At 65.2% G+C, this 11,779-nt stretch carries 13 protein-coding genes; 8 read left to right on the top strand and 5 right to left on the bottom strand.

From position 1 onward, the window contains the following. The first annotated feature begins 2 nt into the window (after positions 1–2). The 7 genes from MKI88_RS11495 (at position 3) to MKI88_RS11465 (ending at position 4,710) form a co-directional block, all read left to right on the top strand. Positions 3–1,085, top strand: coding sequence for a M48 family metallopeptidase (locus MKI88_RS11495; RefSeq protein ID WP_241631526.1), 1,083 nt, complete (start codon positions 3–5; stop codon positions 1,083–1,085). A 10-nt stretch (positions 1,086–1,095) separates the two neighbouring features. Then, a complete protein-coding gene (locus tag MKI88_RS11490; RefSeq protein ID WP_241631525.1) occupies positions 1,096–1,833 on the top strand; it encodes an alpha/beta hydrolase in 738 nt (245 codons plus the stop codon). Next, entirely contained in the window at positions 1,833–2,615 is a 783-nt protein-coding gene (locus MKI88_RS11485) for a tetratricopeptide repeat protein (RefSeq protein ID WP_241631524.1), read from the top strand. Before MKI88_RS11490 ends, MKI88_RS11485 begins: the two co-directional genes overlap by 1 nt. Positions 2,616–2,682: 67 nt before the next feature. After that, a complete protein-coding gene (locus MKI88_RS11480; RefSeq protein WP_241631523.1) occupies positions 2,683–3,093 on the top strand; it encodes a VOC family protein in 411 nt (136 codons plus the stop codon). Between the two features lie 13 nt (positions 3,094–3,106). Next, positions 3,107–3,835, top strand: a complete 729-nt coding sequence (gloB, locus tag MKI88_RS11475) for a hydroxyacylglutathione hydrolase (RefSeq protein ID WP_241631522.1) — start codon at positions 3,107–3,109, stop codon at positions 3,833–3,835. A 54-nt stretch (positions 3,836–3,889) separates the two neighbouring features. Further along, positions 3,890–4,312: a DUF6491 family protein gene (locus tag MKI88_RS11470; RefSeq protein ID WP_241631521.1), complete on the top strand. Its 423-nt coding sequence runs from the start codon at positions 3,890–3,892 to the stop codon at positions 4,310–4,312. Further along, positions 4,309–4,710, top strand: coding sequence for a hypothetical protein (locus MKI88_RS11465; RefSeq protein ID WP_241631520.1), 402 nt, complete (start codon positions 4,309–4,311; stop codon positions 4,708–4,710). Before MKI88_RS11470 ends, MKI88_RS11465 begins: the two co-directional genes overlap by 4 nt. Before the next feature lie 11 nt (positions 4,711–4,721). Here MKI88_RS11465 and MKI88_RS11460 read toward each other — a convergent pair whose 3' ends face one another. The 3 genes from MKI88_RS11460 to MKI88_RS11450 all read right to left on the bottom strand — a co-directional run bounded on the left by MKI88_RS11460 (position 4,722) and on the right by MKI88_RS11450 (position 8,514). Continuing rightward, the gene (locus MKI88_RS11460; protein ID WP_241631519.1) at positions 4,722–6,512 is read right to left on the bottom strand and encodes a long-chain fatty acid--CoA ligase; all 1,791 of its coding nucleotides are present in this window, start codon (positions 6,510–6,512) and stop codon (positions 4,722–4,724) included. A gap of 78 nt (positions 6,513–6,590) precedes the next feature. Next, complete coding sequence (gene ggt / locus MKI88_RS11455) at positions 6,591–8,261, bottom strand: gamma-glutamyltransferase (protein ID WP_241631518.1); 1,671 nt, start codon at positions 8,259–8,261, stop codon at positions 6,591–6,593. 40 nt (positions 8,262–8,301) lie between these two features. Continuing rightward, positions 8,302–8,514, bottom strand: coding sequence for a DUF2061 domain-containing protein (locus MKI88_RS11450; RefSeq protein WP_241631517.1), 213 nt, complete (start codon positions 8,512–8,514; stop codon positions 8,302–8,304). 422 nt (positions 8,515–8,936) lie between these two features. Here MKI88_RS11450 and MKI88_RS11445 point away from each other — a divergent pair, with 422 nt between their 5' ends. Then, positions 8,937–9,959 carry an IS110 family transposase gene (locus tag MKI88_RS11445; RefSeq protein ID WP_241631516.1) on the top strand — a complete coding sequence of 341 codons (1,023 nt, stop codon included), beginning with the start codon at positions 8,937–8,939 and terminating at the stop codon, positions 9,957–9,959. A gap of 300 nt (positions 9,960–10,259) precedes the next feature. Here the strand turns inward: MKI88_RS11445 and MKI88_RS11440 are convergent, their stop codons facing one another. Together MKI88_RS11440 and MKI88_RS11435 are read right to left on the bottom strand one after the other, a co-directional pair. After that, positions 10,260–10,583 carry a hypothetical protein gene (locus tag MKI88_RS11440; RefSeq protein WP_241631515.1) on the bottom strand — a complete coding sequence of 108 codons (324 nt, stop codon included), beginning with the start codon at positions 10,581–10,583 and terminating at the stop codon, positions 10,260–10,262. Positions 10,584–10,684: 101 nt separating this feature from the next. Further along, complete coding sequence (locus tag MKI88_RS11435; RefSeq protein WP_241631514.1) at positions 10,685–11,722, bottom strand: quinone-dependent dihydroorotate dehydrogenase; 1,038 nt, start codon at positions 11,720–11,722, stop codon at positions 10,685–10,687. Positions 11,723–11,779: the final 57 nt, after the last annotated feature.

Raw genomic sequence — 11,779 nt, 5'->3', positions numbered from 1 at the left:
GGGTGGAGCACCCGTCCTTCACGGTCTGGCACTATGACGGCGAAACGGGAATCCGTCGCCTGCCCCGGTTGGTCGCGGACGATGCGGGCTTCACGCTCGTCGACGATCAGGGCAGCGACGGCCCCATCGGCTGGAATGCGCTGGTCGCACGCGGGCCTTCGGGCGGCGACACGGTGTATGGCCTGAAGGACCGTCCCGGCTGGCGGCTGGGCCTTGGTGGCGCGATACCCGAGGAAATCGCGGCACGCCTTCCGCGGCCCGAGCGCTATGGCGGCTTCATCGACCGGATCGGGCTGTGGCGGGCGGCAGCGGCTTGCGCGGTCGTTGCCACAGGCGTCGTCTTCGTCGTCATGAGCGCGCCGCGCTGGATCGCGCCGCATGTGCCGCCCAGCTTTGAAAGGAAGCTCGGCGATGCGATCGTCGGCGATTTCGGTGGGCGCTTCTGCGACGGCCCGGGTGGGCAGGCGGCGCTCGACGCGCTGACGCGTGAACTCAATCCGAAAGCCCTGCCGCTCGAGGTCCGCGTCGCCAGGGTGCCGATGGTCAACGCGGTCGCGCTGCCCGGCGGCAAGATCGTCATCTTCGACCAGCTGCTCAAGGAAGCCAATTCGGCCGACGAGGTTGCCGGCGTGCTCGGTCACGAGATCGGTCATGTCCAGAATCGCGACGTGATGCAGGCGCTGCTCCGTCAGGCGGGGCTCAGCGTCATTCTTGGCGGGATGAGCGGCGATGTTGGCGGCTATTTCAATGCGCTGCTCGCTGCCACCTATTCGCGCGACGCCGAGCGTGCCGCCGACGACGCTTCGATCGCCGCGATGAAGCGCGCGCGGATTTCGCCCGTCGCAACCGCCGGTTTCTTCGCGCGGCTGGGCAAGATGGAGAAGGAACTGGGCAAGGCGAGCATTGCGCTCAATTATTTGTCGAGCCACCCGCTCTCGGGCGACCGCGAGCGGCTGTTCGCGTCGAATGCGGCGAAGGACATCGCGTACCGCCCGGCGCTCACGCGCGACCAATGGGAAGCGCTGGTCGACATCTGCAGCAATGATCCCGATGTGAAGGGGGACATGGGCTGGTTCGGGCGCTAAGAAGCGCGGCATGACCGATATCGCCTATCTCCCCCGCGCCGACGGGCTGCGCCTGGCATATGCGCATCGCAGCGGCGCCGGGCCGACCATCGTCTTCCTGCCCGGCTACATGTCCGACATGGAGGGTTCGAAGGCGATCGCGCTCGACGGCTGGGCGGCGCGCAAGGGGCACGCGATGCTCCGGCTCGACTATTCGGGCTGCGGGGCGAGCGAGGGTGCTTTCACAGATGGCACGCTGGAAAGCTGGCGCGACGATGTGCTGCACCTGATCGATGCGCGCACCGATGGGCCATTGATCCTTGTCGGGTCGTCGATGGGCGGCTGGTTGATGCTGCTGGTCGCACTCGCGCGGCCCGATCGCGTCGGCGCGCTGCTCGGTATCGCCGCGGCACCCGATTTCACGCACTGGGGCTTTAGCGATGCCGACAAGGCCGCGATTGTTGCGGACGGCAGGATCGAGGAGACATCGGAATATAGTGATGAGCCCTATGTCACGACTCGCGGCTTTTGGGAGTCGGGTGAGGCAAACCGGTTGCTCGATGCCGAAATCGCGCTCGACTGTCCGGTGCGACTGCTCCACGGCCAGATGGATGATGACGTGCCCTGGAATATCTCGCTCCGTCTCGCCGAGCGGCTGCGTTCAGCCGATGTGCAGGTGACGCTGGTCAAGGATGGCGATCATCGCCTGTCGCGCGATGCCGATATCGCGCTCCTCATCGCCACGGTCGAGCGCTTGCTGGAGATCTGATGACGTTACCCCTTGCCCTGCTCCTGCAAACCATCGCGGTTGATCCTTCGGTCGTGGCCACGCCCGTTCCGACGGCGGAGTCGCGCTTCGACGCGTGCGCGCTGCTGGCGGCACAGGAGCCGGACAAGGCGATCGAGCAGGCCAATCAGTGGCGGATCGAAGGGGGAGGGGTTCCCGCGCGGCATTGTCTCGCGCTTGCCTATGCGCGGCAGCAGCGTTGGCCTTCGGCTGCAGTGGCGTTCGAACAGGCGGCGCGCGAATCGGAGATGGCTCAAGATGGCCGGGCGGCCAATCTGTGGGTGCAGGCGGGCAACGCCCGGCTTGCGGCAGGCGAATATCCGGCTGCGCGCGCTGCCTTGGACACCGCGCTGGCCTCGGGCGCGCTCAAGGCCCAAATGGCGGGCGAGGCGCATCTCGACCGCGCGCGCGCCTCCGTGGGCATGAACGATCCTGCCGCTGCGCGCCGCGATCTCGATCAGGCCCTGAAACTGGTGCCCGACGACCCGCTCGCCTGGCTGCTCTCGGCAACGCTCGCGCGGCGGATGGAGGATGTCGAGCGCGCTCAGACCGATATCGCAGAGGCCGCGAAGCGATCCCCTGACGATGCGTCGGTGGCGCTCGAGGCTGGCAATATCGCGATCCTCGCGGGCTCTCCCGAGGCCGCGCGCGTGGCATGGCAGGGGGCGGTCAATAACCAGCCCGGCAGCCCAGCCGGCAAGGCCGCTGCCGCCGCGCTCGAGGCGATGGATGCGCCCAAGACCGAGCCGCAACCCAGGCAATAGGGGCTGCAAAGCCCGGCGTGGTCGCCTATATCGCGCTCATCCCTTTCCGCCTGAACAGGATGTGTCGATGAAATACCTTCACACCATGATCCGCGTCACCGATCCCGACGCCACGATCCGCTTCTTCGAGCTGCTCGGCCTGAAGGAGACGCGGCGGATGGAGAGCGAGCAGGGGCGCTTCACGCTGATCTATCTCGCAGCGCCCGGCGATGAGGCCGAGGTCGAACTGACGCACAACTGGGATCCCGAGGAATATTCGGGCGGGCGCAATTTCGGGCACCTCGCCTACCGCGTCGACAATATCTACGAGACCTGCCAGCGGCTGATGGACCATGGCGTGACGATCAACCGGCCGCCGCGCGATGGGCATATGGCGTTCGTAAGAACTCCCGATAATATTTCGGTCGAACTGCTTCAGGCCGGACGGCTGGAGCCCGCCGAGCCCTGGGCCTCGATGCCCAATACGGGCAGCTGGTAAAAGGACCGCCGCGATGATCGAGATCGTCCGCATAGCCGTGCTCAGCGACAATTATGTCTGGCTGGCGCACGAATCGGTCTCGGGCGAGACGATGGTCGTCGATCCGGCCGTCGCCGAACCCGTGCTGGCCGAAGCCGCACGACGCGGCTGGACGATCACGCAGATCTGGAACACCCACTGGCATCCCGATCACACCGGCGGCAATGCCGAGATCAAGGCCGCGACGGGTTGCACGATCACGGGCCCTGCAGCCGAGGCTGCGCGGATCCCGACGCTCGATCGCGAGGTGGGCGAAGGCGACGAGGTGGCGCTGGGCGGTGCTGTCGCACGGGTGCTCGAGGTTCCGGCGCATACTGCGGGGCATATCGCCTATCATTTCGCCGACGAGGACATCATCTTTGTCGGCGATACGCTCTTCGCCATGGGCTGCGGACGGCTGTTCGAGGGGACGGCTGCGCAGATGTTTGGCAATATGCAAAGACTGAAGGCGCTGCCGGGCGAGACGCGCGTCTATTGCGCGCATGAATATACCCAGTCCAATGGCCGCTATGCGCGCGTGGCTGAGCCCGATAATGCGGCGATTGCCGCGCGGATGGAGGCGGTCGACGTCGCGCGCGCGGCCGGCGAGGCGACGGTGCCGACGACGATCGCGCTCGAACGCGAGACCAATCCCTTCATGCGCGCGGCGACCGTCGAAGAGCTTGCGCAGCGCCGCGCCGAAAAGGATGCATTTCGCGGATAAAGGGTGTAGGATCAGTGGCATCAGGGGACAATCGCTTTCACGAAAGGTATCCCCATGCGTCTCCTTATACCGATATTGGGCCTTGCCGGCCTCGCCGGCTGCGCGACTGCCGATACGGCGCAGCTTGAAGCGGCGCGCGCCGAACGCGACGCACGTGCTGATGCAGAGCTCACCAAGGCGCTGAAGGGCAGGGTGCAGTCGGGAGAACCCACCGATTGTATCACGCTTCACCAGGCGCGCTCGAGCACTACCATCCGTGATCGCGCCGTGGTTTATGAAATGGCCGGCGACATGGTCTATGTGAACAACTTCCAGGGCGGTTGCGCCGGGCTCAACGACACCAAAGCGATCATCACGCGGAGCACGACGAGCCAGCTCTGCCGCGGCGACATCGCCACTGTCACCGATCTCGTGGCGGGCTTTTCGACGGGCTCATGCATCTTTGGCGATTTCGTCCCTTACCGGAAGCCGCGATGATCATGCGCGCGTTGCTTTTAACTCCTGTGCTGGTGCTCGCTGCCTCGTGCGCCACGCATACCGCCGCATCTTCTGAGCGCGCGCAGCAACGACTTGCCGAGGCGCTCGAAGGCCGGATCGCAGGCGAGCCCGTGAACTGCATTCCGGCCAGCGAGGGCGGTGGTCCCGACATCATCGACAGCAAGACCATCCTGTACCGCCAGGGTAACCGGCTCTGGCGCAACGACCTGCCAGATAACTGCCCGTTCATGCGCCCCAACCAGATCCTGATCGTCGAACTCTGGGGCAGCAATCTGTGCCGCAACGACCTGGTTTCAGTGGTTGAACGCGGCGGAGGATCGATACCGATCGGCAAATGCAGGCTGGGGCAGTTCACCCCCTATACCCGGGCGCAGTAACCGCTGCGCCGTCAGCCCTTGTAGAGCGCATCGGTCCGCTCGCCATAGACTTCACGCAGCACATGGCGCCTGATCTTGAGCGAAGGCGTCATCTGCTTGTTGTCGATCGTGAAGGGTTCGTCGGCGAAGATCCACCGGCGGACCTTTTCGGTCACCGAGAGGTCGCGGTTGACGCGGTCGACCGCCGCCGAGATCGCGGCGCGGAAGGGTTCATGCTCGCGCAGCAGCCTGATGTCGGCGGGAAGGCCCTTGGCCTCCGCGAAGTCCCTGGCCCATTCGGCGTCGGGCACGATCAGGCCGACGAGATAGGGTCGACGATCGCCCGTCACCATGGCCTGCGAGATTTCGGCCTGGAGCGTCAGCATCCCCTCGACCTTTTGCGGGGCGACATTGTCGCCCTTGTCGAGAACGATCAGGTCCTTCTTGCGATCGGTGATGACGATCCGGCCCTTGTCGTCGATATGGCCGATGTCGCCGGTATGCAGCCAGCCATCGATCAGCACGCGTTCGGTCTCGGCCTCGTTGCGCCAATAGCCCTTCATCACCAGTTCGCCCTGGACGAGGATCTCGCCATCCTCGGCGATCCTGACCTCGGTGCGCGGCATGGGCGGGCCGACGGTGTCCATCTTGATCCCCGCCTTGGGGCGGTTGCACGAGATGACGGGCGCAGCCTCGGTCTGCCCATAGCCCTGAAGCAGCGTCAGCCCCAATGAGTGGAAGAAGACGCCGATATCGGGATTGAGCGGCGCGCCGCCCGAGACGAGCGCCTTCATCCGGCCGCCGAAGCGCGCCTGGATCTTGGGGCGGAAGATCCTGTCGAGCAGCGCATCCATCGGCTTGTCCCAGAAGGGCAGCTTGCCGCCCAGTTCCTTCGCGCCAAGCCCCAATGCGCGCTTGAGCAATGCCTGCGGCACCTTGCCCTGCTTCTCGACCGCCTTCACCATCCGCTGGCGCAGCACCTCGAAAAGGCGCGGCACCACGACCATGATTGTCGGGCGCACCTCCTCGATATTGCTGGCGAGCTTGTCGAGGCCTTCGGAGTAATAGATCTGGCCGCCCAATGCGATCGGCAGGAACTGGCCGCCAGTATGCTCATAGGCGTGGCTGAGTGGCAGGAAGGACAGGAAGACCTCGTCGTCCCAGCCGAAGTCCTCCGTGATGATGATGCAGCAGCCCTCGACATTGTGGAGGATTGCGCCGTGATGCTGCATGACGCCGCGCGGGGCGCCGCCGGTGCCGCTGGTGTAGATGATGCACGCCAGATCGCCGCGTCCGAAGGTGGCGGCTGCCGCGGCTCCTGATATGTCGGGCATCTCGGCGGCGATCAGCGAGTTCCAGTCGTGATAGTCGACATGGCCGGTCTGCGCGACGCGCAGCGGCTCGATCCCGATCACCGCGCGGACCTGCGATGAGCGCACGACGCCGGGCATCACGCTGCGCGCGAGCTTGTCATTCGAGACGATCACCGCCGCGGAGCCGCTATTCTCGAGGATGTGCTGGTGGTCGCGCTCGGTGTTGGTGGTGTAGGTCGGCACCGTCACGCAGCCCGCGGCCATGATCGCGAGGTCCGACAGGCACCATTCGGGGCGGTTCTCGCTCACCAGCATGACGCGGTCGCCTGGCTTGAGGCCGATGCGCCTGAGCCCCGCCGAAAGGCTTGCCACCTTCTCCGCAGCCTCGCGCCAGCTCAGCGAGTGCCAGCTTCCCCCCGCCTTGTGCCAGAGAAAGGGCTTGTCGCCCTCCTCGCCGGCCCGCTTGAAGAACATGGTGACGAGATTCGGAAAATGTTCGAGTTCGCGCATGACCCCTCCATTAGACGCACGGCTTTGCCGCATCGCCAATCCCTATAAACCCTGACCGTCCCCCCGAACGGCGCCCATTCATTCCGCGAGCGTGGTGCCCTCGCTGCGCGGATCGGCCGCGCCCCGCCAGCCCTGTGCTGTCCATTCCACGGCATTGACCTTCGACCCCAGATCCGACGCGACCACGGTACGGCCAAGTTTCGACATTTCGGGCAGTTTTGCGACGAGCGGCGTGTCCTTTTCGATCATCACCGCGTCGCCGCCGAAATAGATATTGGGCAGGGCGATCGCGTCGGCCGCCGGAAGCCCGAAATCCATGTAACCGATCAGCGTCTTGGCGACGTGCATGATGATCCGCTTGCCGCCCGCAGAACCCAGCGCGAGAACGACCTTGCCGCTTTGGTCATAGACGATCGTCGGCGACATCGAGGACAAGGGCCGCTTGCCCGCTTCGACGCGGTTGGCGACGGGCGCGCCGTCCTGCATCGGCGCGAAGGTGAAGTCGGTCAGTTCATTGTTGAGGAACATGCCGTTCGCGACGAGCTGGCTGCCGAAGGGACCCTCGATCGTCGAGGTCATGTTGGCGACATTGCCCTGTCGGTCGACCGCGACGAAATGCGTCGTGCCCGCGACTTCCTTCGATACCGCATAGGTGCGCGGCTCGGCCCCCGGAGGCGTGCCCGGCTCATAGGCGGCAAGCGAGGTCTCGGGCGCGATCAGCTTCGAGCGACCGGCGAGATATTGCCTGTCGATCAGCCCCGCGACGGGCACCTTCACGAAATCGGGATCGCCCAGATACATTTCGCGATCGGCATAGGCGAGCATCATGGCCTCGGCGATCAGGTGCCAGGCTTTCGGATCGTCCTTGCCCATTGCCTTCAGGTCGAAGCGCTCGAGCATACCGAGGATCTGGAGCACGGTCGTCGCACCCGAGGAGGGCGGGCCCATGCCGCACACCCTGAAGCGGCGATAGGGCGCGCAGACCGGGTCGCGATCCTTCGCCCTGTAGGCGGCCAGGTCGGCCAGCGTCATCGGCACCGCACTCACGTGCGCCTTGCTGACCGCGGCGACCAGCGCCTGACCCGCGGGACCCGTGTAGAAGGCGTCGGGCCCCTCGGCTGCGATGCGCCTGAGCAGCGCGGCGAGCGCAGGGTTCTTCACCGTCGCGCCCTGCGCCTTGGGCTTGCCATTCTCCCAATAGATAGCCTGCGCATCGGGAAAGCGCGACCAGAGCGGCGCGATCATCGCGAGCCGGTTCGCGAGCGTCGCATTGACCGTATAGCCCTTGTCGGCAAGCCGGATCGCGGGCTCGAAAAGGCGCGGCCAGGCGAGCTTGCCCCAGCGCTTGTGCGCGTCCGCCATCAGTCGGATATTGCCGGGCACGCCCACCGAATGCCCGCCCTGAAAAGCGTCCCGATAGCCGATCGGCTGGCCCGAATCATCGAGGAACAGATCGGGCGAGGCCGATTTCGGCGCCATCTCGCGCCCGTCGATCGTCCCGATCTTCTGCGTCTTGCCGTCGTGATGGACGAGGAAGCCGCCGCCGCCGATGCCCGAGCTTTGCGGCTCGACCACGGTCAGCGCGAGCATCATCGCCATCGCGGCATCGGCGGCGCTGCCGCCCGCGCGGAGTATCTCGCGCCCCGCCTCGGTGGCGCGCGGATCGGCCGAGGACACGACACCGCCCTGGGCAGTGGCGGCGGTGGGAATCAGGAAAAGGGCGAAGATCAGAAAGATGCGCTTGAACATGGGGCGCGATACTAGCCGCCTTTGTTCTTGCGGCAAGCGCTCATGCCGAAATCATGCTCCGCAGCCGGGCAAAGGCGAAATCACCGCGCCATGCCTTTTCATGGAAGAAGAAAGCGACCGCGTTGATGCACGGCTCAACGAGCGCGATCCCGCCCGCGACCGACGCCGATCCGGTGAGCGCATAGGCGACGCTGAACCCGATGGTGAGGTGGATCGCGAGATAGGTGAGCGTCTTCAGATAGTCGGCGGACATGGCGTGTTCCTTCCACGCACAATATGCGAATCGCTCGCAATAATATCCAGTCGATTATCTGGCTTTCTGTGATCGATCAGGGCGATAAGTCCGGCCCGAAGGTTAGAAAGGTCAGGCATGCGGAAAGAAAAATCGGTTCCCTGCGAAGTGAAGTGATCGGATTTGTCGATCTGCCTGATCACTGCCCAAATCCAGGCCGATCGTGCTAATCTCCATGGCGGTGGCTCCTTTGCTCGGGTTTGCATGACAGCAACCCATCCTGGCACTCAGCTGCCGTGAGCGGGAGCCATCCACATGGGGTAATCGCGGGAGCGAGTCGCCCCAAAGCAGTCGCAGCATGGAAGCGGGTGGCTGTTCCCCGATAAGATGGAAATACGGGCTCACGACTGGCGCCGGGCCCAAGCATCTAACGGAGAACAGCCATGGAAGAGTATATCGGACTCGACGTGTCGATGAAAGAGACGGCCGTCTCTGTGCGGCGTGATGGCACGCGCATCTGGCGTGGGAAGTGTGCGTCGGAGCCGAAGCTCATTGCGGAGCTGATACGCAAGCGCGCGCCATCAGCGAGACGGGTTATCTTCGAGACCGGACCCCTGTCGGTGTGGTTCTACCATACGCTCTCCGCAGAAGGGCTACCGGCGATCTGCATCGATGCGCGCCATGCCAAGGCGGCGCTCGATATGGCGGCGAACAAGACGGACGCGAATGACGCGGATGGTCTGGCGCATCTGGCGGAGGTCGGCTTCTTCCGGGAAGTGCGGGTAAAGGGGTTCGACAGCATGCTGGCCCGCACGCTGGTGGCGGCACGAACCCGGTTGGTCAGGATTGCGACAGAGCTCTCGAACCAAATCCGGGGGCTAATGAAGACATTCGGCCTGCTCGTACCCGCAGGCAAGGGAAGCAAGTTCGAGGAGCATGTTCGGAACCTCCTCGTCGACCAACTGGGACTCGCCGCTATCGTGCTGCCGGTCCTGGAGGCTTGGCGTAGCATACGCATCAGAGCAGCCGAACTCGGGCGGCAGCTTGTTGCCGACGCACGCGAGAGCGAAGCGTGCCAAATCCTCATGTCGATCCCAGGAATAGGCGCGATCACCGCGACATCTTTCGCGACTGCGATCGAAGATCCCAATAACTTCAAGAAATCCAGCTCCGTGGGCGCATGGCTCGGGCTGACGACCCGGCGCTACCAATCCGGAGAAGTAGACTATGATGGCCACATATCACGACGAGGAGACCGTCACCTGCGCGGTCTCCTTTACGAAGCAGCGACAGTTGTCCTCACCCGTTCCTCGGCAGATAGCGATCTGCGGACGTGGGGTCTCAAGCTCAGGGAGCGCGTCGGCTTCAAGCGCGCAGCTGTTGCCGTCGCTCGGAAGCTCGCCGTCCTAATGCATGCGATGCTGAAGTCCGGCGAGATGTTCAACCGATCTGCCGCCGCAACTTAGAAATCGGTTAGCGTCCGGCCCGAACGCGCCGATACGTCCCTGCCGGGACGTGGGCAGAGCCATTCCGTCAGATGAGGTGCACAGCTGTATACCAGCACAGTGCGTCATCCACATTGGAAGCCTCAACCCGCGAAGCCCCATCATGTGGCGGCCGATGCCGACCCCGAAGACGACCATGCACCCGGCAAACGATCAACCAGAAAGGACTTGCGTTATAGCGCGCGATTAGACGACCTCATCCGCAATCCACGACAATGAGCACAAAACAGGCGTCAGCGCGTCGCCCGCGCCTCCCGCAATTCAATCCCGGCGCGAGCCGTCGGCGTTGACGCTCAAGGCGTCGTTACGCGCCACCAGTCGTCGATGGGTCTCATGAAGGCGATCGAGCTTTGCCTGTAGCTGGGCGCGGTGTTCGGGTGTGAGGGTGCCGCCGTCGGCCTGTTGCTGGCGGACCGCCTCCTGCCGCAGCGCTTCCATGCGCGCGGCGAACTGGCGGTTGGCAATCTCGCGCGGCGTGCGGATCGGCGCCACATACGCCGGCGATGACAGTAGGCGCTCCTGCGCAAGGCCGGTCCCAGCCGTCGATATCATGATTGCTGCAAGGAGCACCGAGCGCGGCCTCATCCGATCGCTCCCGTCATCCCGAGGTGGGATTTTTTGCCGCCCCCGGCGCGGGGCCACAACGATATTCACCCGCACAGCCGGTATCGCGGGACGGTCCGGCTTCAGCGTGTATCGGTTCCCACCGCGTCCGCGACATTGGCGAAACCGTCGCGCCTGAGCAGCGCCTTCAACCCCTTGCTGATCCTCCGCGCGAGGCCCGGCCCTTCATAGACCATCGCCGAATAGATCTGGATCAGGCTCGCGCCGGCGCGGATGCGGGCATAGGCGTCCTCGGCGGTGGCGATGCCGCCCGTGCCGATGAGCGGGATCGTGCCACCCGTTGCCTTGCGGAAATCGGCGAGGCGTTGCTGGGCCAGGTCGCGCAAGGGTGCGCCTGACAGGCCGCCGGTTTCGCCGGCGTGGCGGCTCGCGAGAGCGGGGCGGGTGATGGTGGTGTTGGAGACGATCAGCGCGTCCAGTGCCTTGTCCGCGGCGATGCGCGCGATGTCGTCGATATCGGCGGGCTCGAGATCGGGGGCGACCTTCAGGAATATCGGCGGGCCGTCGCTTCCCCGCGCGGCCGTCACCGCGTCGAGCAGCGCCTCGAGCGCCCCCGCATCCTGCAGCGCGCGCAGTCCGGGCGTGTTGGGCGAGGAGATGTTGATGGCGAGGTAGGTCGCGACCTCCTTCATCGCCGCGACCCCCTTCGCATAGTCGGCGATGCGGTCGGTGCTGTCCTTGTTCGCGCCGATATTGACCCCGACGATGCCGGGACGGTGCGCCACGCGCTTCAGCCGTTCGCGCGCCGCTTCCTGCCCGCCATTGTTGAAGCCCATGCGGTTGATGACCGCCTCGTCCTCGACAAGACGGAAGAGGCGGGGTTTCGGATTGCCCGCCTGCGGCAGCGGCGTGAGCGTGCCGAGTTCGGTAAAGCCGAAACCGAGGCCGAGCATGGCGTGCGGCACCTCGCCATCCTTGTCATAGCCCGCGGCGAGCCCCACCGGATTGGGAAAGGTGATCCCCGCGAAGCGCGTCGACAGCAGCGGATCGGGCGCGGGCGGCGCGGCGACGGGCAGCAGCTTCAGCGCGGCGATGCTGAGGCGATGCGCGCGCTCGGCATCGAGCGTGAAGACGAGCGGGCGGAGCAGCGAGTAAAGCATGGCGCCAAGCCTATGGCAGCAGCGGCGGGACGGGTCAAAACATAGCCGGGATGCACA

The organism is Sphingomonas sp. LaA6.9, from assembly GCF_022601895.1.
Lineage (GTDB): Bacteria > Pseudomonadota > Alphaproteobacteria > Sphingomonadales > Sphingomonadaceae > Sphingobium_A.
Note: the sequence above shows the minus strand (reverse complement) of the source record. Positions and strands in the feature narration are given on the sequence as shown.